General features: G+C 69.1%; 27 protein-coding genes. 10 read left to right on the top strand and 17 right to left on the bottom strand.

Features of this window, described 5'->3' with window-relative positions:
• Positions 1 to 104: 104 nt before the first annotated feature.
• On the top strand, positions 105 to 2513 hold the full coding sequence (locus tag IEY60_RS01225) for an MFS transporter (RefSeq protein WP_189022881.1): 2409 nt from the start codon (positions 105 to 107) through the stop codon (positions 2511 to 2513).
• 36 nt (positions 2514 to 2549) lie between these two features.
• On the opposite strand, the gene dmpG is transcribed toward IEY60_RS01225, so the two are convergent.
• From dmpG to IEY60_RS01200, 5 genes are read right to left on the bottom strand one after another with little or no spacing between them, the layout of a single operon-like run.
• Positions 2550 to 3584, bottom strand: a complete 1035-nt coding sequence (dmpG, locus tag IEY60_RS01220; protein ID WP_189022879.1) for a 4-hydroxy-2-oxovalerate aldolase — start codon at positions 3582 to 3584, stop codon at positions 2550 to 2552.
• A 12-nt stretch (positions 3585 to 3596) separates the two neighbouring features.
• Positions 3597 to 4508, bottom strand: coding sequence for an acetaldehyde dehydrogenase (acetylating) (locus tag IEY60_RS01215; protein WP_189022877.1), 912 nt, complete (start codon positions 4506 to 4508; stop codon positions 3597 to 3599).
• A 25-nt stretch (positions 4509 to 4533) separates the two neighbouring features.
• A complete protein-coding gene (locus tag IEY60_RS01210) occupies positions 4534 to 5319 on the bottom strand; it encodes a 2-keto-4-pentenoate hydratase (protein WP_189022875.1) in 786 nt (261 codons plus the stop codon).
• A complete protein-coding gene (locus IEY60_RS01205; protein WP_189022871.1) occupies positions 5313 to 6815 on the bottom strand; it encodes an MDR family MFS transporter in 1503 nt (500 codons plus the stop codon). Before IEY60_RS01205 ends, IEY60_RS01210 begins: the two co-directional genes overlap by 7 nt.
• Positions 6816 to 6830: 15 nt before the next feature.
• Complete coding sequence (locus tag IEY60_RS01200; protein WP_189022869.1) at positions 6831 to 7886, bottom strand: ferredoxin--NADP reductase; 1056 nt, start codon at positions 7884 to 7886, stop codon at positions 6831 to 6833.
• A 190-nt stretch (positions 7887 to 8076) separates the two neighbouring features.
• On the opposite strand from IEY60_RS01200, the gene IEY60_RS01195 reads away from it, so the two are divergent.
• Together IEY60_RS01195 and IEY60_RS01190 are read left to right on the top strand one after the other, a co-directional pair.
• The gene (locus tag IEY60_RS01195; RefSeq protein ID WP_189022867.1) at positions 8077 to 8874 is read left to right on the top strand and encodes a mycofactocin-coupled SDR family oxidoreductase; all 798 of its coding nucleotides are present in this window, start codon (positions 8077 to 8079) and stop codon (positions 8872 to 8874) included.
• Between the two features lies 1 nt (position 8875).
• Positions 8876 to 9703, top strand: a complete 828-nt coding sequence (locus IEY60_RS01190; protein ID WP_189022865.1) for a mycofactocin-coupled SDR family oxidoreductase — start codon at positions 8876 to 8878, stop codon at positions 9701 to 9703.
• A gap of 143 nt (positions 9704 to 9846) precedes the next feature.
• Here the strand turns inward: IEY60_RS01190 and helR are convergent, their stop codons facing one another.
• The 7 genes from helR to IEY60_RS01155 form a co-directional block, all read right to left on the bottom strand.
• On the bottom strand, positions 9847 to 12036 hold the full coding sequence (gene helR, locus IEY60_RS01185; protein WP_189022863.1) for an RNA polymerase recycling motor ATPase HelR: 2190 nt from the start codon (positions 12034 to 12036) through the stop codon (positions 9847 to 9849).
• 196 nt (positions 12037 to 12232) lie between these two features.
• The gene (locus IEY60_RS01180) at positions 12233 to 13108 is read right to left on the bottom strand and encodes an alpha/beta fold hydrolase (protein ID WP_189022861.1); all 876 of its coding nucleotides are present in this window, start codon (positions 13106 to 13108) and stop codon (positions 12233 to 12235) included.
• Positions 13105 to 13896 (bottom strand): SDR family NAD(P)-dependent oxidoreductase, encoded by a 792-nt coding sequence (locus tag IEY60_RS01175; protein WP_189022859.1) that lies wholly within the window; start codon positions 13894 to 13896, stop codon positions 13105 to 13107. Before IEY60_RS01175 ends, IEY60_RS01180 begins: the two co-directional genes overlap by 4 nt.
• Positions 13897 to 13920: 24 nt before the next feature.
• Positions 13921 to 14178: a hypothetical protein gene (locus IEY60_RS01170; protein ID WP_189022857.1), complete on the bottom strand. Its 258-nt coding sequence runs from the start codon at positions 14176 to 14178 to the stop codon at positions 13921 to 13923.
• Positions 14179 to 14188: 10 nt separating this feature from the next.
• On the bottom strand, positions 14189 to 15850 hold the full coding sequence (locus IEY60_RS01165) for an FAD-binding protein (RefSeq protein WP_189022855.1): 1662 nt from the start codon (positions 15848 to 15850) through the stop codon (positions 14189 to 14191).
• 12 nt (positions 15851 to 15862) lie between these two features.
• On the bottom strand, positions 15863 to 16234 hold the full coding sequence (locus IEY60_RS01160) for a nuclear transport factor 2 family protein (RefSeq protein WP_189022853.1): 372 nt from the start codon (positions 16232 to 16234) through the stop codon (positions 15863 to 15865).
• 105 nt (positions 16235 to 16339) lie between these two features.
• A complete protein-coding gene (locus IEY60_RS01155) occupies positions 16340 to 17875 on the bottom strand; it encodes an FAD-binding protein (protein WP_229739591.1) in 1536 nt (511 codons plus the stop codon).
• Positions 17876 to 18071: 196 nt separating this feature from the next.
• Between IEY60_RS01155 and IEY60_RS01150 the strand changes: the two genes are divergently transcribed.
• On the top strand, positions 18072 to 19703 hold the full coding sequence (locus IEY60_RS01150) for a flavin-containing monooxygenase (protein ID WP_189022849.1): 1632 nt from the start codon (positions 18072 to 18074) through the stop codon (positions 19701 to 19703).
• Positions 19704 to 19754: 51 nt separating this feature from the next.
• Here IEY60_RS01150 and IEY60_RS01145 read toward each other — a convergent pair whose 3' ends face one another.
• Positions 19755 to 20261: a flavin reductase family protein gene (locus tag IEY60_RS01145; RefSeq protein WP_189022846.1), complete on the bottom strand. Its 507-nt coding sequence runs from the start codon at positions 20259 to 20261 to the stop codon at positions 19755 to 19757.
• Positions 20262 to 20389: 128 nt separating this feature from the next.
• On the opposite strand from IEY60_RS01145, the gene IEY60_RS01140 reads away from it, so the two are divergent.
• Positions 20390 to 21085, top strand: a complete 696-nt coding sequence (locus tag IEY60_RS01140) for a PadR family transcriptional regulator (protein WP_189022844.1) — start codon at positions 20390 to 20392, stop codon at positions 21083 to 21085.
• 22 nt (positions 21086 to 21107) lie between these two features.
• On the opposite strand, the gene IEY60_RS01135 is transcribed toward IEY60_RS01140, so the two are convergent.
• Positions 21108 to 21278, bottom strand: a complete 171-nt coding sequence (locus tag IEY60_RS01135) for a hypothetical protein (protein WP_189022842.1) — start codon at positions 21276 to 21278, stop codon at positions 21108 to 21110.
• Here IEY60_RS01135 and IEY60_RS01130 point away from each other — a divergent pair.
• Positions 21262 to 21642: a hypothetical protein gene (locus tag IEY60_RS01130; protein WP_189022840.1), complete on the top strand. Its 381-nt coding sequence runs from the start codon at positions 21262 to 21264 to the stop codon at positions 21640 to 21642. The two genes, IEY60_RS01135 and IEY60_RS01130, sit on opposite strands and share 17 nt — an antisense overlap.
• A gap of 139 nt (positions 21643 to 21781) precedes the next feature.
• Positions 21782 to 22111: a hypothetical protein gene (locus IEY60_RS01125; RefSeq protein ID WP_189022837.1), complete on the top strand. Its 330-nt coding sequence runs from the start codon at positions 21782 to 21784 to the stop codon at positions 22109 to 22111.
• Positions 22112 to 22151: 40 nt separating this feature from the next.
• On the opposite strand, the gene IEY60_RS01120 is transcribed toward IEY60_RS01125, so the two are convergent.
• Positions 22152 to 23114, bottom strand: a complete 963-nt coding sequence (locus IEY60_RS01120; protein ID WP_189022835.1) for an alpha/beta hydrolase — start codon at positions 23112 to 23114, stop codon at positions 22152 to 22154.
• A gap of 184 nt (positions 23115 to 23298) precedes the next feature.
• Positions 23299 to 23817 carry an ArsI/CadI family heavy metal resistance metalloenzyme gene (locus IEY60_RS01115; RefSeq protein ID WP_189022833.1) on the bottom strand — a complete coding sequence of 173 codons (519 nt, stop codon included), beginning with the start codon at positions 23815 to 23817 and terminating at the stop codon, positions 23299 to 23301.
• 99 nt (positions 23818 to 23916) lie between these two features.
• Here IEY60_RS01115 and IEY60_RS01110 point away from each other — a divergent pair, with 99 nt between their 5' ends.
• On the top strand, positions 23917 to 24276 hold the full coding sequence (locus IEY60_RS01110; protein ID WP_189022831.1) for an Rv2640c family ArsR-like transcriptional regulator: 360 nt from the start codon (positions 23917 to 23919) through the stop codon (positions 24274 to 24276).
• Positions 24277 to 24278: 2 nt separating this feature from the next.
• The gene (locus IEY60_RS01105) at positions 24279 to 24620 is read left to right on the top strand and encodes a hypothetical protein (RefSeq protein ID WP_189024748.1); all 342 of its coding nucleotides are present in this window, start codon (positions 24279 to 24281) and stop codon (positions 24618 to 24620) included.
• A gap of 27 nt (positions 24621 to 24647) precedes the next feature.
• Here the strand turns inward: IEY60_RS01105 and IEY60_RS01100 are convergent, their stop codons facing one another.
• A complete protein-coding gene (locus IEY60_RS01100; protein ID WP_189022829.1) occupies positions 24648 to 26096 on the bottom strand; it encodes a carotenoid oxygenase family protein in 1449 nt (482 codons plus the stop codon).
• A 70-nt stretch (positions 26097 to 26166) separates the two neighbouring features.
• On the opposite strand from IEY60_RS01100, the gene IEY60_RS01095 reads away from it, so the two are divergent.
• The gene (locus IEY60_RS01095; RefSeq protein ID WP_189022827.1) at positions 26167 to 26805 is read left to right on the top strand and encodes a TetR/AcrR family transcriptional regulator; all 639 of its coding nucleotides are present in this window, start codon (positions 26167 to 26169) and stop codon (positions 26803 to 26805) included.
• Positions 26806 to 26841: the final 36 nt, after the last annotated feature.

The raw sequence follows: 26841 nt of genomic DNA, 5'->3' as shown, positions 1-26841 counted from the left end.
TTCCACCCGCGGCGCAAAGTTTTCCTCGCAGCGGGGTTGTCGGCCCTCGTGTGGGCCGCATGATCGACCCCCACTTGCCAGCCGATCAGAACCAGGGCTTTTCCATGACCGATACCGTCGTTGCCGAACCACGCCTCACGCACCGCCAGACACTCACGATTCTGTCCGGCCTGCTACTCGGGGTGTTCCTCGCCGCGCTCGACCAGAACATCGTCAGCGTCGCGATCGTGCGGATCGCGAACAGTCTCGACGGCTTCGACGAACAGGCGTGGGCGACAACGGCATACCTGATCACCGCCACCGTCACCACGCCGCTCTACGGCAAACTGGCCGACATCTACGGGCGCAAACCGTTCTATCTGCTGGCGATCGCCCTGTTCGTCATCGGCTCGGCGGCCTGCTGCTTCGCGACCACGATGTACCAGCTGGCCGCCTGCCGCGCGTTCCAGGGACTGGGCGCCGGCGGGCTGATGTCGCTGGCGTTCACCATCGTCGGCGATATCGTGCCCGCTCGCGAACGGGTCCGCTACCAGGGGTATTTCCTCATGGTGTTCGGCATCGCGACGGTGCTGGGCCCGGTGGTCGGCGGGTTCCTGTCCGAATACGAGAGCCTGGGCGGGATCGAGGGCTGGCGCTGGGTGTTCCTGGTGAACGTGCCGGTCGGCGTATTGGCGTTCCTGGTCGTCGCGCGGGTGCTGAATGTGGGGCACATCCGCAGGCGCAGCCGGATCGACTGGCTCGGCGCGCTCACCCTCGTCGTCGCTGTCGTGCCGTTGCTCCTCGTGGCCGAGCAGGGCCGGGTGTGGGGGTGGACCTCGCCGAAGTCGTTGCTCTGCTACGGAATCGGCGCGGGCGGGCTCGTGCTGTTCCTGATCGTCGAGTTCTTCATGAAGGACGCGGCGCTGATCCCGCTGCGATTGTTCCGCAGTTCGACCTTCAGCATCGCCATCCTCGGCGGCTTCCTTGTCGGTGTCGCGATGTTCGGCGCGATCACCATGGTTCCGCAGTACTTGCAGGTCGTGCGTGGTTTCTCGCCGACCGAGGCGGGTCTGCTGATGCTGCCGCTGGTGCTGGGCATCATGGTCGGCGCGCACCTGTCGGGCCTGATCACCAAGGCCAGCGGACGGTACAAGGTACTGCCGGTCCTCGGCGCGCTGATCCTGGCGATCGGCTGCGCGCTGTTCGCCCACGTCGGCTACGACGGCCCGCTGTGGCAGCCGCTCGCCTACAGCGCGATCATGGGTTTCGGCCTCGGTGGCTGCATGCAGACGCTGATCATCGCCGCGCAGAACGCCGTGCCGAGCACCGAGATGGGGGTGTCGACCGCGTCGGCGACCTTCTTCCGCCAGCTGGGCGGCACCCTGGGTGTCGCGGTGTTCCTCACCGTCCTGTTCGATCGGCTGCCCGGATCGATCCTGTCCGCGTTCGGCGGCAGCCTGCCCGCCGGTCTCGACGCGGCGGGTCTGGATGCGCTGCAACGGGATACCTCCGGCATCGCCGCGCTGCCCGACGAGCTGCGGATGCCGATCCTGGCCGGTTTCACCGACGCGATGCAGGGTGTCTTCCTGCTCGCCGCGGATCTCGCCATCGTGGCCTGCCTGGTGATGGTGTTCATGAAAGAGATTCCGCTGCGCGAGGATCCGGCGCCCGAGGAGGGTTCCGACGGCACGCTGCTGCGGGACGTGAGCCTGCACGACGCGCACGAGATGGTCGATCACCTGCGGCCCGCCGCGACCGGCCGGGTCATCGCGGGGCTGTTGCGCCGCGACGATGCCCGCCCGGTGCCCGCGGCCATCCTCACCCTGATCGACCAGCACGGTCATCAGGTGGCGCGCGGCAACGGCGACGCCGACGGCGCCTATGTCATCGCGGCGCCGCAGCCGGGAAACTATGTCCTCATCGCCGCCGCGGCGGGACACCAGCCCGAGGCGGTGAGCGTGTCACTGGGGGAGCGGGCGCTGCACGTCGACCTGATGCTCACCGGGGCGGGTGAACTCACCGGCACCGTGCGGTCGGCGCGGCGCGGCGAACCGCTGTTCGGCGCCACCGTGACCCTCACCGATCCCGAGGGTGACGTCGTCGGTGCGGCGATCACGGGCGAGGACGGAGTGTACGTGTGCCGCGATGTCGTGAGCGGGACGTACACGCTGGTCGCGGTCGCCGACCATATGCGCCCGTCCGCGGTCGCGCTGACCGTCCCGGAGACGGGCTCGCTGCACCACGACATCGATCTCGAGCCGATGGCCATCCTGGTCGGCTCGGCCTGGGTCGACGGTGACCGCCCCGTCGCCGATGTCCAGATCACCGTCCTCGCCGCGGGCGGCGATCCGGCGGCCACCACCCGCACCGACGAGAAGGGCCGGTACCTGGTCCCCGACCTGCCGGAAGGCGAGTACACCGTCGTGGCGCGCGGCTACCCGCCGGTCGCCAGCCAGGTGTCGGTGACCCGCGGCGAGATCACCCACGACGTCACCCTCGGCTACGACAACGAGGAGTCGATGCACCACCGCTGATCGCGCGCCGCGTGGGATCACCACGCGGCGCACGATTCACGCGCTGACCGATGCCTCGCGCTGGAGTTCCAGGGCGATGTCGACGAGCTGGTCCTCCTGGCCGCCGATGAGCTTGCGGCGACCCGCGCGGACGAGGAGTTCGGCGGCGGAGACGCCGTAGCGTTCGGCTTGGCGTTCGGCGTGACGCAGGAAGCTGGAGTAGACGCCCGCGTAGCCCATCATCAGGGCTTGGCGGTCGAGGAGGCATTCCGACGGCATGGCCGGGCGGACGACGTCCTCGGCGGCGTCGGTGACGGCGAAGAAGTCGACGCCGGTCTTGATGCCGAGCTTGTCGCAGACGCCGATGAAGGCTTCGACCGGCAGGTTGCCGGCGCCCGCGCCGAAGCGGCGAGCCGAGCCGTCGATCTGGGTGGCGCCCGCGCGCACCGCGTACACCGAGTTGGCGACGGCCAGGCCCAGGTTCTCGTGGCCGTGGAAGCCCACCTGCGCGTCGTTGCCGAGCTCGGCGACCAACGCGGACACCCGGTCCGAGACCTGTTCCAGGACGAGGGCGCCCGCGGAATCGACGACGTAGACGCACTGGCAGCCCGCGTCGGCCATGATGCGGGCCTGCTTGGCCAGGGCCTCCGGCGGCTGGGTGTGCGACATCATCAGGAAGCCGACCGTTTCCAGGCCGAGCTCGCGGGCCGCGGTGAAGTGCTGCACGGACACGTCGGCTTCGGTGCAGTGGGTGGCGACGCGGCAGATCGCCGCCCCGTTGTCCTGCGCGATCTTGATGTCTTCCTTGATGCCGACTCCCGGCAGCATGAGGAAGGCGATCTTGGCGGTCTTCGCTGTCTCCGCGGCGGTCTTGATGAGTTCCTGCTCAGGGGTTTTGGAGAACCCGTAGTTGAACGAGGAACCGCCCAGGCCGTCACCGTGGGTGACTTCGATGACCGGCACACCGGCGCCGTCGAGGGCGGCGACGATGTCGCGGACCTCGGTGGCGGTGAACTGATGGCGCTTGTGATGCGAACCGTCACGCAGCGAGGTGTCGGTGACGCGGATGTCGAGATCTGCGGAGTAGACCATGATTTGAGCTCCTTACACCCGGGCCGACAGGATCTGACCGGCGACGACTTCACCGACGCGGGTCGCGGCAGCGGTCATGATGTCGAGATTGCCCGCGTAGGGCGGCAGGAAGTCACCCGCGCCTTCGACCTCCACGAACACCGACACCTTCGCCAAACCACCGGACACCACCGACGGCTCGTCGAACTGCGGTTCGTTGAGCAGCCGGTAGCCGGGCACGTACTGCTGGATATCGGCGACCATCTGATGGATCGAGGCGCTGATCGCGTCGTGGTCGGCATCCTCGGGAATGGCGCAGAAGATGGTGTCGCGCATGATCATCGGCGGCTCGGCCGGGTTCAGGATGATGATCGCCTTACCTCGCTGAGCACCACCGATGGTCTCCACACCGCGACTGGTGGTCTTGGTGAACTCATCGATATTGGCGCGGGTACCCGGACCGGCCGACACCGAGGACACCGACGCCACGATCTCGGCGTAGGTCACCGGCACCACGCGGGAAACGGCGGCGACGATCGGAATCGTCGCCTGTCCACCGCAGGTGATCATGTTGACGTTGGGCGCACCCAGCAGCGAGGCCAGGTTGACCGGTGGCACGACAGCCGGACCCACCGCGGCGGGAGTCAGATCGACGGCGCGGATACCGAGCTCGGCATACCGCGGCGCGGCGGCGCGATGGACGTAGGCGGAGGTGGCTTCGAAGACCATGTCGGGCTTCTCGTCCTGGGCGAGCAGCCAGTCCACACCCTCGGCCGAGGTCTCCAGACCCAGCCCGCGCGCCCGCTTCAACCCTTCGCTGTCGGGGTCGATGCCGATCATCCAGCGCGGCGTGATGGATTCCGAGCGCAGCAGTTTGTAGAGCAGGTCGGTGCTGATGTTGCCGGATCCGACGATCGCGGCGGTGACGGTCCCGGTATCGGACACGTCGGCCTCCTAAGGCAGTGGATGTCTACGCGAAATGCAGACGGACGGAACCGAGTCCGGTGAACTCGGCATGGAAGGCGTCACCCGGACGGGCGTCGATGGCGCGAGTGCAGGAACCGGGCAGAACCACGTCACCGGCCTTCAAGCGCACACCGAAGCTCGCGACCTTGCGGGCCAGCCAGGCGACGGCGATCACCGGGTCGCCCAGCACCGCGTCGCTGCGGCCCTCGGCGATGACCGCACCGTTGCAGGTCAGGGTCGCGTCGATGCCGGTGATATCGATGTCGGCGGGGGCGACGCGCTCCTTGCCGAGCACGAATCCCGCCGAGGACGCATTGTCGGAAATGGTGTCGCACAACCCGATCCGCCAATCGGTGATGCGGGAGTCGATCAATTCGATCGCGGGCGCGTAGGCGACGGTCGCGGCGAGGACATCGGCCTCGGTGCAGTCTTCGCCGGGCAGATCGGCGCCGAGCACGAAACCGACCTCGACCTCCACCCGCGGCAGCAGGAACTTCGAGGTGTCGACGGGGACGTCCTCGGACAGCTCCATGTCGGCGAGCAGGTGACCGTAATCGGGTTCGTCGACGCCCATCATCTGCTGCATCGCCTTCGACGACAGCCCCACCTTGTGCCCGACGATCTTCCCGCCGTCATCCAGCTTGCGCCGGATATTGAGGAGCTGGATCTCGTACGCGTCGACCACGTCGATGCCCGGATACCGGTCGGCGATGGGCGACACGGCCACCCGATCCAGCTCCGCCCGCGCCAGTTCGGCGGCGAGCTCGGCGCGCATGCTGGTTGTCAGCATCCTGGCTCCCTCTTCTCGTCTGGTGATGCCACCCCATGCTCGTGCTCGAGACGGCGCAGCGGGCCCGCCCTTCCCGCTGGATGGGCAGGAAATTGCGCGGCCCGGCCGGGGATCGCCGCGCACGCCGCCACCAGCACGACGGTCATCGCCGCGATGGTCGCGAACACCAGGTGCACGGCGGCCGACAAGGTCTGCGGCGACGGCGCGTCCGCGCTCCCGAGGCGCGCGTTGACGATCGCACCGAACACGGCGACGCCCACCGCGCTGCCCAGTGACCGCGCGAACATGTTCGCCGAGGTGACGACACCGCGCTCGGTCCACGCCGCGCTCGTCTGTGCCGCGATGAGCGTCGGCGTCGCCACCAACCCCATGCCCGCGCCGACCACGAAACACGAGACGGCGACCTGCCACAGCGCCGAGTTCTCGCCGAGCAGCAGCGTCGTCGCCGCACCGATCGCCGCGACCGCACTGCCGAGCACCGCGCAGGTGCGGAACCCGAAGCGCAGGTACACCTTTCCCGCCCTGGCCGCGGCCAACGGCCAGCCGAGGGTGAGCGCACCGGTGACGACCCCGGCGACCAGCGCGCTCGAGCCCAGCACACCCTGATTGAACATCGGCACATACGTGGTGAATCCGAACAGCAGTGCCCCGCCCAGCATGGCGGCGACACTGCTCGCGATCACCACGCGCCGGGTGAACACCCACAGCGGCAGAATCGGTTGCGCGGCCCGTGATTCCACGATCACGAACAGCGTGAGCGACAGTGCGGCGCAGGCGAAGACGGCCAGACCGGCCGGCGAGCCCCAGGCCCAGGCGCGGCCACCTTCGAGCAGGCCGAGGACGAGCGCCCCCGCGCCGAGCGTCAGCAACACCGAGCCCGCGTAGTCGACGCTGCGGTGCCGCCGGGGTACGGACTCGTGGAAATTGCGGACCAGCATCCAGGCGGCGAGCACGGCCAGCGGCAGATTGGCCAGGAAGATCCACCGCCAGCCGACATAGTCGGCACAGATGCCGCCGAGCAGCGGCCCCGTCACCGATGCCACCGCCCACACCCCGGCCAGATAGCCCTGGATCGTGGCACGTTCGGCCAGCGTGTACAGATCACCCGCGATGACCATGGTCGTCGGCTGGATGGCCCCGGCCCCGATGCCCTGGACGGCGCGGAACACGATCAGCGCGAGCATGCTGCTCGCCAGCCCGCACAGCAGCGAGCCGAGCGCGAACACCGCGATCCCGAACAGCATCACCGGCTTACGGCCGAAGGTGTCGGCGAGCGCGCCGTAGATCGGCACCGTCACCGCCTGGGCGAGCAGGTAGCTCGTGAACAGCCAGGGGAACAGCGCGAAGTCACCGAGGTTGTCGGTGATCGACAGCACCGCGGTCGCCAGGATCGTCGAATCGAGCGCGACGAGTCCGGTGGCGAGCATCAGCGAGGCGAGCACGGGGCCACGGTCCGAGCCGAACCCGACCTCGGATCGGGCGGTATCGGTTGCCACAGAACACCTCTCGGGTCAGAAGCGGATGCGGACCTGGTCGGTGCGCGGACGAGCCTGGCAGGCCAGGGCGTAGCCGGCGTCGATGTCCTCCTGATCGAGGATCGCGGCATTGGTCATGCTGACCTCGCCGTCGACGACGGTGCACGCGCACGAACCGCATTCGCCTTCGCGGCAGGAATAGGGGACATCGAGTCCGTCGGCCAGCATGACGTCGACGAGGGTGCGCGAGCGCGGCCAGCTCAGTGCGTGCACGGTGCCGTCGAGCTCCACCTCGACGCGGGCGGCGTCTTCGGTGTCGGCGGGATCGAGCGGCTCCGGCTCGGCGAACGGATCGCCCGAGAGCGAGACGAACACCTCGGTGGTGACGCGCTCACGCGGCCACCCGGCACCGGCCAGCGCGTCGGTCACCGCCGACATGAACGGGCCCGGCCCGCACACGAACGACTCGTAGGTCGAATACGGCGCGGCGAACCGCGCCAGCTGGTCGGTGCTCGGCAGGCCCTGGAGCGATTCGAGCCAGTGCACCACGGTCACCCGGCCGGGATAGCGGGCGGCGAGCTCGCGCAGGGCGGCGGCGAAGATGACCGACTCCTGGTCGCGATTGGCATAGAACAGCACCACCCGGCCCGAGCCGCGGGCCAGGGCGGACCGCAGGATCGACATCACCGGGGTGATGCCGCTGCCCGCCGCCCACAGCAGCAGATCGGTGTCGAGAGAGGCCGGGGTGAAGGTGCCCAGCGGGGGCAGCACATCGAGGGTGTCGCCGACGGAGATGTTGTCGCACAACCAGTTCGAGCCGTAGCCGCCGGGTGTGCGCTTGACGGTCACCTGCGGTGCTTCACCGGTGAACGGTGAGCTCGCCAGCGAATAGCAGCGCGCGACAGGTCCGGTCTGCTCGCTCGGGATGCGCAGCGTGAGGAATTGGCCGGGCCGGTAGGAGAAACGGTCGGCGGCGTGGTCGGGTACGTCGAACACGAGCGTGCGCGCGTCCGCGGTCTCCTCGATCACGGCCGCTACGCGCAGCGTCACCACCCGCGAGCCACGCGGTACGTCGACAGTCGCCCTCGTCACTGGTGTCCTCCTCGATCACAGAACCGGTGTGCGGGCTACCGTCGCAGCTCTGCGCGATCCCGTGGCCGGTGGCTCCCGGTGGACGGGAGATCGCCGCGCACTGCCCACTGACCGGGAAGACCAGGTCGGAGACCTCGGGCGGCGACCCTAGCGTCGGCGCCGTGGACACTCGACCTTCCGGGGGCGCCCGATGAATCGCATGCAGAACACCGTCGCGCTGGTGACCGGCGCGGCCGGCGGGATGGGCCGCGCCCATTGCCGCCGCCTGGCCGAGGAAGGCGCCGACATCATCGCCCTCGACATCGAGCCGGCGGCCGCCGAACTGGCGCAGACCGCGGCGGAGGTCGAGGCCACGGGTCGCCTGTGCGTGACCGCGGTGGCCGATGTGCGCGACCAGGCGTCGCTGGACGTGGCCGTCGCCGACGGGGTCGCCGCGCTGGGCCGCCTCGATGTGATCGTGGCCAACGCCGGGATCTACCGCGACCTGGGCCTGTCCTGGGAACTGTCGGATGACGCCTGGCAGCGCACCATGGACATCAATCTCACCGGCATGTGGCACACGGTGCGCGCCGGTGTCCCGGCGCTGAGCGACGGCGGCTCGATCGTGATCGTCAGCTCCACCAACGGCATCACCGGCGCCGCCACCGCCTCGCACTATTCGGCCAGCAAGCACGCCGTGGTCGGGCTCGCCCGCACCCTGGCCAACGAACTCGGCCCGCGCGGAATCCGGGTCAACACGGTGCATCCCGGCTCGGTGGCGACGCCGATGATCCTCAACGACACGGTCTACGCCAAACTCCGGCCCGACCTGACGAACCCGACCCAGCAGGACGCGGCCGAGGCACTGGCCGCCCGCACCCTGCTGCCGGTGCCGTGGGTCGACCCGGTCGACATCAGCAATGCCGTGCTCTTCCTCGCATCCGACGAGTCCCGTTACGTGACGGGAACCCAGCTCGTGGTGGATGCCGGACTGACTCAGAAGGTGTGACATGGGACGGGTTTCGGGCAAGATCGCGCTCATCACCGGCGCCGCGCGCGGCATCGGCCGCGCCCAGGCGATCCGGCTGGCCGAGGAGGGCGCCGACATCATCGCGATCGACATCTGCGGACCGGTCGACACCGTCGTGACGCCGGGGGCGACCCCCGACGACCTCGCCGAGACCGTGCGCGCCGTCGAGGCGACGGGCGCACGGATCGTGGCCGCCACCGTCGACGTCCGCGACGGCGCGGCGCTGCGGACCGCCGTCGACGCCGCGGCCGGCGAACTGGGTGGCCTCGACATCGTCTGCGCCACAGCGGGAATCAGTTCCAGCGGTGGCGCACTGGACCTGACCGAACAGCAGTGGCAGACGATGATCGACGTCAACCTGACCGGCGTGTGGCAGACCTGCAAGGCCGCCACTCCGCACCTGATCACCCGCGGCGGTGGCGCGATGATCCTGACCAGCTCGATCGCGGGGCTGCGCGGCCTGGTCGGCGTCGCGCACTACACCGCCGCCAAACACGGGGTGGTCGGACTGATGCGCTCACTCGCCAAAGAGCTCGCCCCGCATCACGTCCGGGTCAACTCGGTCCACCCGACCAATGTGGACACCCCGATGATCCAGAACGACATGGTGCGCAAAGTGTTCCGGCCCGACCGCGAGAATCCGACGCGCGAAGAATTCGCCGAGGCGGCGCGATCGATGAACATGCTCCCGATCCCCTGGGTCGAACCGGTCGACATCGCCAACGCCGCGCTGTTCCTCGCCTCGGACGAGGCTCGCTACATCACCGCGGTGACTCTGCCCGTCGACGCGGGCAGCACCCAGCGCTAGCGCCGCCTACGCGGGCTGCCGATCAGCAGCCCGCGCGGGCGTCGGCCCACCGGAAGCCGAGGTCCCGCCCGATGCGGCTGCGCGGGTGGCGTCAGCGCTGGACAGGTCGCCGGGTGCCTCCGGTCCGCACGGTGCGGGTGGCGTCAACGCGCCGGAACGGGCGCGGGGGCGTCGGCAAGTCCGCGCAGCGCCGGCGGCAATTCGCCGCGGTGCAGCACGCCGAGGCGCTGGGTGGCGCGGGTGAGTGCGACATACAACTCGGCCGCGCCGCGTGGCCCGTCGGCGAGGATGCGTTCCGGTTCCACCACCAGGACCGCGTCGTATTCGAGGCCCTTGGTCTCCGACGCGGCGACCGTGCCCGGCACATCCGGCGGGCCGATCACGATACTGGTGCCCTCGCGCTCCGCTTCGTCACGCACGAATTCCGCGATGGCAGTGGACAAGTCCGCCGGATCGACGCGCCGGGCCCACGGCTGCACGCCGCACGCGCGGACCGATTCCGGCGGCGTGACCTCCGGCGCGAACTCGGCGAGGACCGCCGCGGCGACGGCCATGATCTCCGCGGGGGTGCGGTAGTTCACCGTCAGCGCGCGGTAGGCCCAGCGGCCGGGGACGTAGGGCTCCATCACGGTGGCCCACGATGTCGCGCCCGCCGCCGAGCGGCGCTGGGCGAGGTCGCCCACCACGGTGAACGACTTGCCGGGGCAGCGCCGCATCAGCACCCGCCAGTCCATCTCCGACAGTTCCTGCGCCTCGTCGACCACAACGTGCCGGTAGGTCCAATCCCGGTCCGCGGCAGCGCGTTCGGCGAGTTCCCTGGTGTCGCGCTCCAGGAAGCGTTCGGCCAGGTCCTCGCCGAAGAGCATGTCCTGGGCGAAGAGGTGGTCCTCGTCGTCCATGTGGTCTTCGCGGCTGACCATGGTGTCCTCGAGCACGCGCGCGGCGTAGGCGGCCTCGGCCTTGCGTTCCCGCTCGGCGGTGTCGTCGACGGGCTTGTCCCGGCCCAGCAGGTCGACGAGTTCGTCGAGCAGCGGGACATCCGACACCGTCCACGCGTCACCCTCGGCGCGGTACAGCGATTCGTCGGCGCCGGCGGCGCGCAGCCGCTCCGGCGACGAATACAGCTGGGCGAGGAAGGTTTCCGGCGTCAGGATCGGCCACAGGTCGTCCAGAGCCGCGGTGAACGCCTCGCTCTCGGCGAGCTCTGCGACCAGATCGGTGCGCAGCTGTTCCCACGCCTCACGGTCGTCGCGGGTCAGCCAGCCCTTCCCGATCCGGCCGATGGCCCGCTCGGTGAGCACATAGGTGACGATCTCGCGGAACACCTCCCGCGCCTCGTTGTGCGGCCGCCCGCTCGCTCGCGCCTCCTCGGTCGCCCACTGCGCGGTCTCGGCGTCGATGCGCACGGTGACATCCGCCAGCTCGATCGGCACCGGCTCCACCGGCAGCCGCTGCCGATCGGCGACGGCGGCCGCGAGCACGTCGAGGATCCGCAGGGACCCCTTGAGCCGCGCGGCTGCTGGGGCGTCCTCCGCCGTGACGTGCAGTCCCGGCAGCAGATCGCCCGCGGTCGTGAACACCACATTGGTCTCACCCAGCGAGGGCAGCACGTGCGCGATGTGATTCAGGAACGCCGGATTCGGGCCCACCACCAGCACACCCTGGCGCTCCATCCGCTCGCGCTGGGTGTAGAGCAGGTACGCGACACGGTGCAGCGCCACCACCGTCTTGCCGGTGCCGGGGCCACCCTCGATCACGAGCACGCCCGGATGATCGAGCCGGATGATCTCGTCCTGCTCGGCCTGGATCGTCGCGACGATGTCGCGCATGCCCGCACCGCGCGGCGCGTTGACCGCCGCGAGCAGGGCCGCGTCGCCCCGCTCGTCACCGTCTGGCCTGCCGAGCACCTCGTCGGTGAAGTCGGTCACCTGCCGCCCGCGCGTGTGGAATTGGCGGCGCCTGCGCATGTCCTCCGGCGTCGCGGCGGTCGCGACATAGAACGCGCGCGCCGCGGGCGCCCGCCAGTCGAGCAGCAGCGGCTCGAACTCGTTCGCCTCGTCGAACAGGCCGATCCGGCCGATATAGGACGCTTCCCCCGACAGCGAGTCGAGCCTGCCGAAGCACAGCCCGTTGTCGGCCACATCCAGGCGCTTGGCCTGTTTGCCCAGCGCCCGCACCTCGAAATCGCGTTCCATCGCCGAGACGCCCTTGCCGCGCAGCGCCGCGCTGTAACGGCCCTTCACCCGGGCACGCTCGGCATCGAGCCGCGCGTACAGCCCGTCCACATAGTTCTGCTCGGACCGCAGTTCGTCCTGATACCCCTGAGTTGACACATGCCCTCACTTTCCCGGTTCGTCGATCCCGGCGGAGCGCGTCGATCACTCCCATTTCCGCAGCTTCTGGCTTCGGCCGACGATTATGCGGCACACACGGGGCCTTGCGGCAAGGCCCCCTGTGCGCTATATGTTGGAAAGGGAAGAGAGTGAGGACTCCTCCTTCCCGCGTCACAGGGGGCAGCAGAACCGTCGATCACACCGTCCGGTCGACATCCTTGCGGGTCAGGAACGCCAGCACCGCCGACTCGAACTCGTCTTTGCGCTCGATCATCGCCCAGTGCCCGCAGTTCGGGAACACATGCAGTTCGGCGCGCGGAATCGTGCGCATCGGGATCAACGCCATATCCAGCGGGCTCACCCGGTCGTCACGGCCCCAGGTGATCAGCGTCGGCGCCTGCACCTTGTGCAGCATCGCCCACGGCGGCGGCGCGTCGGAAGCCTCCATCGCCCGCACCATCATCGCGAACGCGGTCTTGCCGTACATCCGCCGCGCACTGTCGAGGGTGGCCGGATCGGTGGCCTGGGTCCAGCGCTCCTCGATCAGCTCCTCGGTCACCATCGCCGGGTCGTAGACCATCGAGTGCAGCCACTGGATCAACCTCTCCCGGGTGGGTTCCTCGGTGAACTCCTGCAGCAGCTTGATGCCCTCACCGGGGCCGGGGCTGAAGAGATTGCGCCCGATACCGCCGATCGTCACCAGCTTGCCGACCCGATCCGGATGCGCGATGGCGTAATTGAGCGCCACCCCGCCACCCATCGAGTTGCCGATGATGTCGACACTGTCCAGGCCGAGCGCGTCGACGAAGCGGACGACCGCGTCCAGCGCGGTCACCATCGGATGACCGCCGAAGTCGTCACTCACCCCGAAACCGGGGAATTCCAGGACCAGACAACGGAATCGGTCCGCGAACGTCGCGAGATTGCCGCGGAAATTGCGCCACCCGGTGACACCGGGACCCGACCCGTGCAACAGCAACAGCGGCGGACCCTCACCCGCCTCGTGATAGCGCAGCACGCCCGCGTCGGTGCGGATCTCGCGCAGGGTCGCCTCGTAGCTCAGCTCGGTCATGCGTGGGTGCCGCCGTCGATGCGGATCTCGGTGCCGGTGATGAAGGCGCCGTCCTCGGAGACCAGCATGGCGATCACGCCGGCCACCGCGGTCGGGTCGCCCATGCCCGCGCCGCCGGATTCCCGGTCGGTCGGCAGGACGGGGGACAGCTTCGAGAACAGCGCCCAGTCGGCGTCGGCGGGGACGTATCCCGGTGTGGCGTCGGTGATTCCGGACTTGATGCTGCCGGGGGCGACGCAGACCGCGCGCAGGCCCTTGCCGCCGTATTCGAGGGCGAGTGCGTGGGTGAAGGACTGGATGCCGCCCTTGCTCGCCGCGTAGGCCGCCATGTACGGGTGGGCGAAGGCCGCCGAGGTGGAGCTGAAGTTGACGACGGTCGCGCGCGGGTTCGCCAGCAGCGCGGGCAGCGCCTCGCGGACCACCAAGAACGTTCCGGTGAGGTTCACCCGGATGATCAGGTCCCACAGGTCCAGGGAGGTCTGCTCGGTGTGCGAGGCGCGCAGGATGCCCGCCGCGTTCACCAGCGAGTCCAGACCGCCGAGGGTCTCGACCGACGAGCGGACACCCGCGATGACCGACTGTTCGTCACCGATATCGATGGTCAGCGTCGTGAGCCGGTCGGCGGTGCCGCGTTCGGCGGCCTGCGCCTTGGTGGCGGCCAGGCCGTCGGCCGAGACGTCGGCGCCGACGACCGTGGCGCCCTCGTCGAGCAGCCGCAGCACGGTGGCCTGGCCGATGCCGGACGCGGCGCCGGTCACCAGCGTGCGGTGATCGTCGAGTCTGTTCATGGGTTTCTCTCCTTGTCTGTGGGGTCAGCCGAGCCGGCCGGGGACCGGCTCGTGCCGCAACTGATCGGTCGCCAGAGCGCCCGCGCGGACCGCGTTCTCGATGGAATCGCGCAGGGCGGGGCAGGTGGGGATCCAGCTGCTGTGCTCGCCGAGCGCGGCACGGCGGGCGAACTCCGGGCACGCGGACTCGGCGTCGTCGAGCCACTGGATGCTGGTGTGGCTGGGACTGAACTTCTCGGCCAGCACCTTGTTGCCGCAGGTACCGCATTCGACGGGTTGCATGACTACCGCCTCATCGCTCGCCCGCGGCATGCCGCGCGCCGACGTAACCGAACACCATCGCGGGGCCGATGGTCGCGCCCGCGCCCGCGTAGTCGTTGCCCATCACGGCGGCCGAGGTATTGCCCGCGGCGTAGAGACCGGGAACGGGTGTGCCGTCGGCGCGCAGGACCTGGGCGTCGGCGTTGTAGACCAGTCCGCCCTTGGTACCCAGGTCGCCGATCCGCACCCGCAGCGCGTAGTACGGGCCCTTGTCCATGACGTCGAGCGCCGGGGTGTCCAGGGTCGGGTCGCCGTAGTAGTTGTCGTAGGCGCTGACGCCGCGGCCGAAGTCCGCGTCGTGACCGTCGCGGGCGAAACCGTTGAAACGGTCGACGGTTTCGCGCAGCGTGGCGACGGGAACACCGATCGCGGTGGCGAGTCCCTCGATGTCCGGCGCGATCTGCACCAGACCGGTCGACGTCCACGAGGCGGGGAACTTCTGGCCAGGCACGAGTCCGCCGATGGGGTAGCGGCTCTTGGCCTTGGCGTCGAAGATCAGCCACGCCGGGTCGTGGCCGCCCGCGAGCTGGGCGTGCACGAACGTCACATACGGCGACGCCTCGTTGGTGAAGCGCTTGCCCGTGCTGTCGACGATGATCGAGCGCGGGATCGACCGCTCCGAGACCAGCACCTGATTGATGCCGTCGGGCCGCTGGAACGACGGCATCCACCACGCGTCGTCCATCAGATCCACTGCCGCGCCGACCTTCTCACCCGCGACGATGCCGTCACCGGTGTTGTCGGTCGAGGCCGCGCTGAAGTTGTCGCGCCCGCCCTCGGGCAGATAGCGCTTGCGCATGGCCTGATTGTGCTCGAAACCGCCCGTGGCCAGCAGCACGCCGTCGCGCGCCCTGATCCGGATCTCGCGGCCGTCGCGTTCGGCGACCACGCCGAGCACCGCGCCCGAGTCGTCGGTGATCAGCGAGCGCAGCGGCGTGTTGAGCCACAGCGGGACACCCGCGTCGCGCAGGGCCAGCCGCAGCCGGGCGATCAGCGCGCGGCCGAGCGTGTCCATGTGCCTGCGCAACACGATCGCCTTGATCGCCCGCAGACCGGTCAGCAGCGCGGTCCAGCGGGCCTTCCAGGTGCGGGTCACCATATTGAGCTGGACGAAATCCTTGGACGTGATGAACAGTCCCGGCGGTGTCGCCAGCGCGGCGGGCCGCAGCAGATCCTCGTCGTCGCCGAGCTGCTTGAGGTCCACCGGCAGCGGCTCGATGGACCGGCCCGCCGGCCGCCCGCCCGGCGCCTCGGGGTGGTAGTCGGAATAGCCGGTGCACCACTGGAAACGCAGGTGCGGGCTGGTCTCGAGGAAGGCCAGCATGCGCGGGCCCTCGTCGATGAACGCGTCGAGATTCTCCGACGGCACCCGGTCCCCGACGACGGCGTCGAGGTAGGCACGCACGTCGGCGCGCGAATCGCCGAGGCCTTCGCGCAGCAGTACCGGATTGTTGGGCACCCAGATGCCGCCGCCCGAGAGCGCGGTGCTGCCGCCGTAGACAGCGGCCTTCTCGATGACGAGGGTGTCGAGCCCCCGGTCGGCGGCGGCGAGCGCGCCGGTGAGCCCGCCCGCGCCGCTGCCGACGACGAGGAAGCCGACTTCGTGATCCCAGTGTTGTTCGGTCGCAGTCATTCTCGCCTCAGCTCAGCCGACGACCATGTCGTCCTGGGACCAGAACGCGCGCATGCTGGTGATGCGGGCGTCCTCGTCGAAGGTCATGACATCGATCGGATCGAGGGTGAACTTCTGGTCGCCGAACTCGGTGACCACGCGGAAGCTGAACGCGGCGCTGTTGCCCGCGACGCGCACGGTGAACAGTTCGGTCGAGCGCTTCAGCGGCTCGATGGCCTCGTAGAACTTGGTGATCGCCGCGTGGCCGACGTGCGGTTCGGTGCCGACCGGGTCCTCCACCGTCGCGTCCTCGCGGTAGAGGGCGACGACGTCGGCAGCCGTACCGCTGCCGACGGCCTCCACATATTTGCGCACCGTCGCGCGAATGTCGTCCGCTGAAGCCATCGTGTTGCTCCTGAAATGTCGAGAAGGGGGATATGTGAACGGAACCACACTCTGTGGCCGCTGCGGACAGGTCCCTCCCGGCCAGCGGGAGGGACCCGTGCTCGCTCAGTCGCCGAGGATGTGCCGCACGGCGAGGTGGCTGAACAGCATGGACGCGCCGATCGGGTTGCCGCCGCCGGGGTAGACCTCGCCGCTGACCGCGGCCATGGTGTTGCCCGCCGCGTAGAGGCCGGGAATCGGCTCGCCGTCGCGGCCGAGCACCCGGGCCGCGGTGTCGGTGCGCAGGCCGCCCTTGGTGCCGAGATCGGAGATGCCGAACGCGGCCGCGTGGTACGGGCCCTTGTCGATGGTCACCAGCGGCGGTTCGCCGCCGGAGAAGGCGCGATCGTAGGCCTCGTCACCGCGCCCGAAATCCGGGTCGACGCCGGTGGCGACCATGCCGTTGAACCGCTCCACGGTGGCCTCGAGATTCGCCGCGGGCACGCCGATCTTCGCGGCCAGCTCGGCGAGGGTGTCGGCGGTGTGCCACAGGCCCGCGTCGACGTACTTCTGCGTCTCGACCATGGACACGTTGGTGGCCTTGATCGGCGGAACCTCGCCTTCCTTATCGTCGTAGATCATCCAGAACGGCAGCGTCAGACCGCGGTCGTTCATCTGCCGGATCACCTCGCGGCCGAGGCGGTCGTAGGGCGCCGACTCGTTGACGAACCGGTTGCCCTCCTGGTCGACGAAGATGCCGCCGGTGAACCACAGCGCGAACGCCGAGCGCCCGTCCGGATGGGTCAGCCCGGGCGACCACCACGCCTGATCCATGAGATCGGTGTCGGCGCCCGCCGCGATGCCTGCCTGGTGCGCCAAGCCCTGATTTCCCCAGGGCCCCATGGTGTCTCGCGCCTCGCCGGGCACGCCGTAGTGCTTGCGCAGCTCGTCGTTCTGCTCGAAGCCGCCCGCGGCGAGCACCACACCGCGGCGCGCGCGGATCGCGACCCGGTCGCCGTCGCGTTCGACGATCGCACCGGTCACCACACCGTCCTCGACGACCAGCTCCACCAGCGGCGACTCCAGGTAGAGCTTGGCGTGCGGGTAGGTCGACAGCGCGCGCAGCATGCGCCCGATCAGCGCCTGCCCGCCGATCAGCAGCTCCGGCAGGGGAGCGCCGAGCCGATCGGTGTCCAGCGGTCCGCGCAGCGACTCGCGCAGCTCGCCCAGCTCGGCGGCGGGCAGCGGTGTGGGCATGATGTGGCGCTGCCCGTCGAGCCTGGCCTTGGGCGCCTTGCCGAAGTAGTCCGGCCACGGCAGCATCTGGAACTCGAAATGGTTGTCGGCCTCGAGGTACTCGATGAGGTCGCGACCCCGCCGGACATAGGTCTGCTGCAGCTCGTCGGGGGTGCGGTCACCGACGACGGCGCGGTAGTAGGTGAGCGCGTCGTCGATCGTGTCGTCGGTGCCCGCTCGCTCGAGGACCGGGTTGCACGGGAACCACACCCCACCGCCGCCCGAGTACGCGGTCGTGCCGCCGAACTTGTCGGTCGCCTCGACCACCGCGACGCTGAGCCCCTCGCGGGCGGCGGTATAGGCACCGGCCAGGCCACCGCCCGAGCCCGCGACCAGCACATCCACCTCGTCGTTCCAGTCCACCACTGTTTCCTCCTGGTACCACCTCGTAGTGCCGATGACGGTAGGTCCGGTGACGGCGGTCACGCAGCGGAGCATCCCGATCACCGGGAGGCGATCGATGCGCGAACGTGCCGGTCAGCGGGAAGGACATCTGCTCTCGCGGCCCGCGCGTCCCTAGCGTCGCCCGCAGAGAACCGGTCTCCATCGAAAGGTAGGCACTGTGAACCCCGAGACCCCATCGGCACCAGCGATCCGCCCCGCCGACGTCGACGTGGTCGTCGTCGGTGCCGGCATCGCCGGCCTGTACGCCCTGCACCGATTCCGCGGCAGCGGCCTGACCGTGCGGGTGTTCGAGGCAGGCGAGGGCGTCGGCGGCGTCTGGTACTGGAACCGCTACCCGGGCGCGCGCTGCGACGTCGAGAGCGTCGACTACTCGTACTCCTTCGACGACGCGCTGCAGCAGGAGTGGAACTGGAGCGAGAAGTACGCCACCCAGCCCGAGATCCTGGCCTACCTCGAGCACGTCGCCGACCGCTACGACCTGCGCCGCGACATCGAATTCGGCACGCGCGTCACCGATATCGTGCTCGACGAGCAGACCCTGCGCTGGCAGGTCGCCACCGACACCGGGCGCGCGGTGTCGGCCCGGTTCGTGGTGCTGGCCACCGGGCCGCTGTCGAACGCGAACACCCCCGCCATCGACGGCCTCGACACCTTCGCCGGTCAGATCCTGCACACCTCGCACTGGCCGCACGAGGGCGTCGACCTGACCGGGCAGCGGGTCGGCGTCATCGGCACCGGATCCTCCGGTATCCAGACGATCCCGTGCCTGGCCGAGCAGGCCGCGCGACTGCACGTCTTCCAGCGGACCGCCAATTACAGTGTGCCCGCGGGTAATACACCGCTGAGCGAGGAGGATCGGCAGGCGCAGAAGGCGAACTACGCCGAGCGCAGGCGGCTGTCGATGGCCAGCGGCGGCGGTTCCCCGCACCAGGCGCACCCGAAGTCCGCGCTCGAGGTGAGCGAGCAGGAACTGCGCGAGGCCTACGAGAAGCGCTGGGCGCTGGGCGGCGTGCTGTTCAGCAAGACCTTCCCCGACCAGCTGGTCACCCTGGCCGCCAACGACACCGCGCGGCTGTTCTGGGAGGAGAAGGTGCGCGCCGTGATCGACGACCCGCGGGTGGCCGACCTGCTGGTCCCGCGCGATCACCCGATCGGCACCAAGCGCATCTGCACCGACACGAACTACTACCAGACCTACAACCGCGACAATGTCGAGCTCGTCGACCTGCGCGCGACGCCGATCACCCGCATCGACGCGGCGGGCGTGCACACCGGCGACACGCACTACCCGATCGACACCCTGGTACTTGCCACCGGATTCGACGCGATGACCGGATCGGTGTCGCGGATGAACATCGTCGGCCGCGGCGGTGAATCGCTCAACGAGGCGTGGCGGGAAGGGCCGAAAACCTATCTGGGACTGGGGATGACGGGCTTTCCCAACCTGTTCAACCTGACCGGGCCCGGCAGTCCCTCGGTGCTGGCGAACATGGTGCTGCACTCGGAACTGCACGTCGACTGGGTGGCCGAGGCCATCGCCTTCCTCGACGGCAGGGGAGCGACGGCACTCGAGGCGCGCCCGGACGCGGTGGCCGACTGGGTGCGCGAATGCGCGACGCGGGCCGCGGGAACGCTGATGACCCAGGCGAATTCGTGGTACCTGGGCGCGAACATCGAGGGCAGGCCGCGGGTGTTCATGCCCTTCGTCGGCGGGTTCGGCGTCTACGGCGAGATCATCGCCGAGGTCGCGGCCGCCGGATACAAGGGCTTCGACGTCATCGAGGCGTGAGACACGGCGACGGGGTGGTCCGAGCTGATCGGACCACCCCGTCGTCGTCGTTCAGGCCGCGAAGCCGCCGAACCCGCCGCGATAGAACAGCAGCGGCCTGCCGTCCTCGGCCGCGCGCAGGTCACCGATCCGGGCCAGCACCACCGTGTGATCGCCCGCGTCGTGCTCGAGCTCCACACTCACCTCGATATGGGCCAGCGCCCCGGCCAGCGCTGGTGCGCCGTTGCCCGCGCGATCCCACTCGACGCCGGCGAACTTGTCGGCGCCGCTCACCGCGAACTGACGGCACAGCGCGCTCTGCTCCTCGGCCAGGATGTTGATGCACAGGGCGCCCGCCTCCCGCAGCAGCGGCCAGCTGGTGGAGCTCTTGGCCGGGCAGAACGACACATACGGCGGGTCCAGCGACACCGACACCACCGACTGACAGGTGAAACCGAGCGGTCGCGTCCCGTCGTGGGCGGCGATCACCGCGACGCCGGTCGCGAAGTGACCGAGCACTCTGCGCAGGTCGGCGGGTGCTGGGATACCTGCGTCGACGGCGACGTTGTCTGCATTCATAGGGGTCCTCCCGAACGGAACTCGATGCCCCCACGATCCGGGGTCAGCGGTGGGCGGCTCAAGACGTTCTCCCGGTCAGCGGTTGTCGGCGGGTAAATAGTGGTACGCGCGGTTGCTAACATTCAGCGATGGCGACTCCCGATCCCGATCCCGGCGTGCCCAATCTGCCGCCGACCAGCTGGGCGGTGCTCGCCATGCTCTCCTACGAGGAGGAAGTCTCCGGCTACGACCTGAAGAAGTGGGCCGACTGGAGTCTGCGCTACTTCTACTGGACCCCGTCCTACAGCCAGATCTACGCCGAACTGAAGAAGCTCGAGAACCACGGGTTCGCGAGCTCGCGGCTCGACCACGACAACGCCATGCGGGGCAAACGGCTTTACCAGATCACCGATGCCGGCCGCGCGGCCGTCACCGCGTGGTGGAACAAGGCGCCGGTCGACGCCTCGGTGCTCAAACACCATGTGCTGCTGCGCGTCATGTTCGGCCATCTCGGTTCACCGGACCGGATCAAGCAGATCCTGCGCGACCACATCGCCGACGTCGAACAGCTCGAACAGCGGGCCGCGATCGACGCCGAAGCGGCGAAGTCCGAACCGGGCTGGGCCTATTCGCAGCTCGTGCTGCAGTGGGCGCAGCGCCACTACACGGCCGAACGGGAACTCGCCCAGCAGTTGATCGACGACATCGACAACGCGGCCACCGTGCTGGCGGGCGCCGAGCACGACGACCGCGCCGACTATCCCCATCCGACGCCGGGTCGCTGGCGCGAGATCGAGCAGCGCGTGCGCGAAGAAGAGGGCATGCACGACCCGGCCGACCGGTGAGCCGGCCGGGCCGCCGCGGCGATCACGCCATCACGCGCTCGATCTCGTCGATGATCTGGCCCGCGCCGATGACGCCGATGCCCGGCATCCAGGTGTCGTCGGAGACCTCGTAGGCGCGTCCCGCCGTCACCGCGGGCAGCGAGCCCCACAGCGACACCACCCGGCTCTTGGTCGGCGTGGAAGACCACCTCACCGTTGATCTGCTCGAACTGCTCGGCCCGCTCGGTGATCGCGGCCAGCTGATGCCCGGTGACACGAGCGCGTCGAGGTGCGGGGAATCGAGGACGACGATGCGCTGGGGCTGCGCGAGCACGGTCGCCGCGGTCGTGTTGTTCGGCGTGTGTGTCGCCAGCCTGGCTATCGGCGCCAAGTCGATTCCGATGCGCGAGGTGGTCGCCGCGCTGTTCGGGCAGGGTGACGGCAGCGTGCGCGTGATCATCGGGGACTGGCGGTTTCGTTCCGGTTCTGGCGGATCGGTTCGCTGGCGGCCCGCGATCTGGACGACGTGCTGGGCGGCCGGGTCATCGGCGGTGGTGAACCAGTTCCGGTCGGGGTGATGACGGCCTTTCTCGGCAGTCCGCGCTGATCGCCCTCATCGTCTGGAGTCCACGGATGGGAGCCGAAGCGTGACGGCCTTACTGTCGGGGCGGGCGAGCACGGCGGTTCGCGCGGGCCGGGATCACGCGCACCGATCAGGTGCTGCTCGTCGGCCGCTACACCGTGCGCTTCGACCGCAGGGCCACCACGGTCACCGCGATCCTGCTGGGGCTGGTCGTCGTCCTGGTGCTGGTGTCGCACATGGTCGGCGAGTACATGGTCGGGCCGCGGGCGCTGTGGGACGTCGTGACCGGTCATCCGCGGCGCAGGCTCGACCGGTTCTTCGTCGTGGACCGGCGACTGCCGCGTGAGCTGGTCACCCCCGAACTCGTCCGGGAGGTGTTCGATCTCGACTGTGTGGTCATCGACGATCCGCTGACCGGGGCGCCGATGATCGTCCCCGGGCGACGCAGCGGGTCGCGACCGTAGGCGACTTCCTTCGGCCGCGAATCGCCGTCGAGGCCAACCGCTACGCCGGACCGAGCACGTCGCGCACCATCGCCCAGACCTCCGTGCGGGCAGCTCGGGTAGCGGCCAAGGACGGGATGGTGAGGAAGCCGTGGAACAGCCCGTTGTAGCGGCGATGCCGCACCGCGACGCCGTCACCGGCCAGGCGCTGCGCGTAGGCGTCCCCGGCCGAGCAGGGCGGGTCGAGTTCGGCGGTGACCACCACCGCGGGCGGTAGGCCGGCCAGCGACGACGCCCTGGTCGGCACAAGACGCACGTCGTCGGTCCCGTGCGGTGCGTAGTTCTGCCAGTACCACTGCATGGCACTGGTCGTGTTGTAGTGCCCGGTGCCGAACCGCTGATAGGACTCGGTCTCGAAATCGTCGTCGATGACCGGATAGATCAGAATCTGCGCCGCGACCTCGGGGCCACCACCGTCCCTGGCGGCGATCGCCACGGTGGCCGCAAGATTTCCGCCCGCACTGTCACCGGCCAGCGCGATCCTGGCCGGATCACCGCCGAACGCGCCGGCGTTCTCGGCTGCCCACCGCAACGCGGCAAGCATGTCGTCGTGGGCGGCAGGGGCCGGGTGCTCCGGCGCGAGCCGGTAATCGACCGAGATCACCACCGCACCGACCCCCGCCGCCATCGAACGACAGAACTCGTCATGACTGTCGAGATCACAGAACACGAACCCGCCACCGTGCGCGAACACGATCACCGGCAGCGCGTCACCATCGTGATGCGGCCGGAACACCCGCAGCGGCAACTGCCCACCGGGCCCGTCGACAGTGAGGTCGCGCGCCGCACGCATATCGGGAAGACGTTGCAGCGGAGCACGTCTGGCGCGGATCGCAGCCCGCACCTCGGCGGCCTCCATCGCGGCGACATCGGGAAATCCGGCGTCGAGCGCGGCGAGCATCGCCGCGACTTCCGGATCGCGAACGGCGCCGGGGCCTGTGGTCGGGAAAACTCGTGCAGTCATGCAGGTCACGGTAGGTTCGGGCGGCGCGGCCGGAACCGCGTTCTCCCGCTGGGCGGAAACACCAGGCCGCGCCCGCTTGCGCGCGCCTGCGGTTGGCGGAGCACTCCGAAGCTCAACCGGGGTGTAGCTCCCGCCGAGGTGGCGGGAGCTACGCCCTGGCGAACTCACTCACTGCCGAGGCGTGTCAGCCGCAGCAGCTCGCGCCGGAGGCGACGGCCTTCTGCTTGGCCTCGGTGCCGCAGCAGGCGCCCTCGGCCTCGGCTTCGGCGGCAGTGCCGCAGCACACGTCGACCGCTTCGGCGTCGGTCCGGCCGAGTTCGGGTGCGGTGCCGAAGGTTTCGCTGTCGGCCAGCACCGTGTAGACCTCCCACCGCTCGGACCCCGGGCCGGTCACCCACACCTTGTCCTGGGTGGCGAAGCAACACGTGGTCGCGATCTGCTCCTCGGTGAACAGGCCCGCTTCGGAGAGTCGGGCGATCTCGCCGTGGACCTGCTCGGAGGTTTCGACCTCGACGCCGAGGTGGTTGATGGACCCGCCCTGGCCTGCGTTCTCGATCAAGACGAGCTTGAGGGGCGGCTCGGTGATCGCGAAGTTGGCGTAGCCGGGCTTGCGCTTGGCCGGTTCGGCATCGAACAGGGTCGAGTAGAACTGCACGGCGGTGTCGAGATCGTCGACATTGAGGGCCAGCTGGATACGAGACATGATCGAACCTCCACTTGTGTGACATATATCGAAGAACTTCTGATGCCGAGTCTGCTCACCTTTTCGACATATGTCAATACCGCGGGTAGTCTCGATTTCATGCCCAAGGCGCTACCCGTGATTGATATGTCCGCCCCGGTCTGCTGCGCTCCCGTCGCGGCGGGACCGGTCGACGACGCCGCCGCCCTCGAGGTGGCGTTGCGGCTCAAAGCGATCGCCGACCCGGTCCGGGTCAAGCTGCTGTCGCTGCTGCTGACCACCCCGCTCGGCGAACGCAACGGCGGCGACCTCGCCGCCGCGGTCGGCCTCGGCGAGTCCACGGTGTCGCATCACCTCGGCCAGCTCCGCAAGGCCGGGCTCGTGGAGTCCGAGCGGCGCGGGATGAACACCTTCCACCGAGCCCGCCGCGACGCACTCTCCGCGCTGTGCACGGTGCTCGATCCCAACTGCTGCAGCTGACCATGGTTTCCCGAGGTCAGGACGACTGGGTGCCGGACGCGTGCACCCTGCCGATCGCGGAACAACCGACCCGAGTCGCCGAGTTCGATCGGTTCTTCGCCGAGTCGGTGTGCGGCATGGCCCGGCCCACGCCGACACGGCTGGACCTGCACGTGGCCGCCGCCGCCGAAGCCGCCGCCCTGGATCTCGCGGCGCGGGAATCGCCGTGCTGCTCGTTCTTCACCTTCGACTTCGACACCACCGGCACCGGCCTGGTCATGCGGGTCGGCGTCCCGGCGGCCTACGTCGAGGTGCTCGATGCCTTCGCCGCACGGGTCGAGGCCTCGATCGAAGACCGGCGATAACTGCCCTGACTGCGAACCGGTTTCGGGTTATCGCAGGGCGCCGGGTGGTGGGACCGGTTCCGCAATGCGGCGGGTGAAGGTTCCGTGGAAGCCCCACGGGATGTGGTGCTCGAGCCACGCTGTCGCCAGCGGTCCGTGCTCGACATCGCGGGCGTCGAGAATCACCAGCTGGGAGCGGTGTTCGGTGAGGTCGTGGTTGAGGAACAGCAGCCAGCCGTCGTCCTCGCCCGCATCGGGAGTGCGGGGCACGAACAGTGGTTCGCCGACGGAGCTGACGGCGAAGTCGCAGCTTGTCACTCCGCCCGTCTGGTGGTCGACCTTGACGATCGAGTCGTATACCGCCGCGCCCGCGCTCTTGCCCGAGAGGTAGCTGTAGCGGTGTCGATGTGTGGAGCGCCGCCAATCGTATTGCGGGAACTCCACCGAACGGTTGGTGAGTTCGCGCTCGATTACCGTGCCTCCCGCGGTGATTCGGTACTGCATCAACCGCGATGCCGGGAATTGTGGGCCTTCGGCCGATTCGGTGTTGACCGTATTGGTGAGTCTGCGGACTTCGTTCCAGCGGGTGTCGAAGCGGACCAACTCGATCACGACGTCGTTGCTGTCGTCGTAGGCGTTGGTCAGGTGAAAGTGCAGCAGCGCCTCGTGCTCGACGATGCGCGGCCGGCCACCGGCCTTGGGTACCAACAGGAATCGGGTGCCCTTGGACTTCTTGAAGCGCAACGAGTCGATATACGAATGGCGAGCCAACGCGATTTTCGCGATATCGGGCACCAGCGGATCGAGCACGAACACCAAGTACCGCTCGGTGAGTGCGAAGTCGTGGTTCCAGCTCAGGTCCGACATCGGCACCGTGGTCAGCCGGTGCAGTGTGCCGCGGCGGTCGACTTTGTAGGTCCGGATCCGGGGCGTCGGCAGCAGGTCGAGGCCGAAGTTGTACATCTCGCCGGTGGCCGGGTCCCATTTCGGGTGCGCGGAGAACGCGCCGAGGAATCCGAGTGTGCCGTCGAAATCGACAGCGCCCACCGTGTCCAGGGTGTCCGGGTCGACCCGGTGGGGGTTGCCCAGCTCCCAGAGCGCCAAAAGGCCGCCGTCGTAATTGACGATGTTGGTGTTGGCGACATTGCCGGGTCGCCGACCGATATTGGCTGCCGGACCGCCGGGAATCTGGGTGCCGACGCCGCGATAGCGGATGCGGTCCGAGCGTTGGCCGTGCTCGAAATGCCGGGTGCGGACATACCGGTTGCGGTAGTGCACCGACGTGCCGTCGAGCCTGAACTGCGACACCATGCCGTCGCCGTCGAAGATGCTGTGCAGCAGTGTGCGGCCGACTTGATGTTTGCCAGGCCCGATCCGGTACAGGGTGCCGGTCAGATCCTTCGGCAACGCCCCATCGATCTGCGCGACACGGTAGTCGTGCTCGTCCAGCAGTGGCGCGTACACCCGCCGGTACAGGTTTTCGGTGGCGATCGTCATGGTTCTCCCTTGAACCGGAATATCTGGTGACGTTCGTCCTCCAATTTACGGAGTGGCCTAGAGTGAGTCAATGACCAGGGTTGGGGTGGTGCGGGCCTACGGCGGGATCAGCGCCGAGGACCGGCGCGCGGAACGCCGCAAACGTCTGCTCGCCGCCGGTCGCACCGCGTGGGCCGAATCCGGGCCCGCCGGGGTGAAAGTGCGCGGGATATGCGCGCTGTCAGGGCTCAACGACCGCTATTTCTACGAACATTTCGCCAACCGCGAGGCGCTGCTGGTGGCCGTCGCCGACGACGTGCGCGACCAGTTGCTGGCCGTGATGGTCGAGGCGGGGCTCACTGCCGAGGGGACAGCTTTCGAGCGGCTGCAAGCGGCGCTGCAAGCCTTTCTCGACACCGTGGCCACCGACCCGGACATCCTGCACATCGTCACCAGCGACACCGCGGGCATCCCCGGCCTCGCCGAACGCCGGCACGATGTGCTGACCACGATCGCCGACCTCGTCGTGCAGCACGCACCGGAGATCGACGACACCGAGCGCGACCCTGATCAGCTACGCCGCGCGGCGATGTTCATCACCGGCGGGGTGAATCAGCTCATCGAAGGCTGGCTCGACGGCGTCATCGCGATGACGACGGCCGAACTGGCCGCCGAGTGCACGCGCATGTGCATCAGTGTCCTGTACGGTCCCGGTCCGCTCGCCGGCTGAGTACCGCGGATACGCAGGCGCCGGGTCTCCCGCTGG

The organism is Nocardia rhizosphaerihabitans (assembly GCF_014646295.1).
Taxonomy (GTDB): Bacteria; Actinomycetota; Actinomycetes; order Mycobacteriales; family Mycobacteriaceae; genus Nocardia; species Nocardia rhizosphaerihabitans.
This window is presented reverse-complemented; position numbering and strand designations above follow the sequence as displayed.

Coding starts and splice junctions, on each gene's coding strand:
- IEY60_RS01190 (WP_189022865.1), top strand. CDS start 8,876: ATGGGACGGGTTTCGGGCAAGATCGCGCTCATCACCGGCGCCGCGCGC.
- IEY60_RS01100 (WP_189022829.1), bottom strand. CDS start 26,096: ATGACGATCGCCACCGAAAACCTGTACCGGCGGGTGTACGCGCCACTG.
- IEY60_RS01095 (WP_189022827.1), top strand. CDS start 26,167: ATGACCAGGGTTGGGGTGGTGCGGGCCTACGGCGGGATCAGCGCCGAG.
- IEY60_RS01170 (WP_189022857.1), bottom strand. CDS start 14,178: ATGCAACCCGTCGAATGCGGTACCTGCGGCAACAAGGTGCTGGCCGAG.
- IEY60_RS01180 (WP_189022861.1), bottom strand. CDS start 13,108: ATGACCGAGCTGAGCTACGAGGCGACCCTGCGCGAGATCCGCACCGAC.
- IEY60_RS01140 (WP_189022844.1), top strand. CDS start 20,390: ATGGCGACTCCCGATCCCGATCCCGGCGTGCCCAATCTGCCGCCGACC.
- IEY60_RS01175 (WP_189022859.1), bottom strand. CDS start 13,896: ATGAACAGACTCGACGATCACCGCACGCTGGTGACCGGCGCCGCGTCC.
- IEY60_RS01110 (WP_189022831.1), top strand. CDS start 23,917: ATGCCCAAGGCGCTACCCGTGATTGATATGTCCGCCCCGGTCTGCTGC.
- IEY60_RS01225 (WP_189022881.1), top strand. CDS start 105: ATGACCGATACCGTCGTTGCCGAACCACGCCTCACGCACCGCCAGACA.
- dmpG (WP_189022879.1), bottom strand. CDS start 3,584: ATGGTCTACTCCGCAGATCTCGACATCCGCGTCACCGACACCTCGCTG.
- IEY60_RS01210 (WP_189022875.1), bottom strand. CDS start 5,319: ATGCTGACAACCAGCATGCGCGCCGAGCTCGCCGCCGAACTGGCGCGG.
- IEY60_RS01120 (WP_189022835.1), bottom strand. CDS start 23,114: ATGACTGCACGAGTTTTCCCGACCACAGGCCCCGGCGCCGTTCGCGAT.
- IEY60_RS01160 (WP_189022853.1), bottom strand. CDS start 16,234: ATGGCTTCAGCGGACGACATTCGCGCGACGGTGCGCAAATATGTGGAG.
- IEY60_RS01105 (WP_189024748.1), top strand. CDS start 24,279: ATGGTTTCCCGAGGTCAGGACGACTGGGTGCCGGACGCGTGCACCCTG.
- IEY60_RS01165 (WP_189022855.1), bottom strand. CDS start 15,850: ATGACTGCGACCGAACAACACTGGGATCACGAAGTCGGCTTCCTCGTC.
- IEY60_RS01115 (WP_189022833.1), bottom strand. CDS start 23,817: ATGTCTCGTATCCAGCTGGCCCTCAATGTCGACGATCTCGACACCGCC.
- IEY60_RS01195 (WP_189022867.1), top strand. CDS start 8,077: ATGAATCGCATGCAGAACACCGTCGCGCTGGTGACCGGCGCGGCCGGC.
- IEY60_RS01145 (WP_189022846.1), bottom strand. CDS start 20,261: ATGAATGCAGACAACGTCGCCGTCGACGCAGGTATCCCAGCACCCGCC.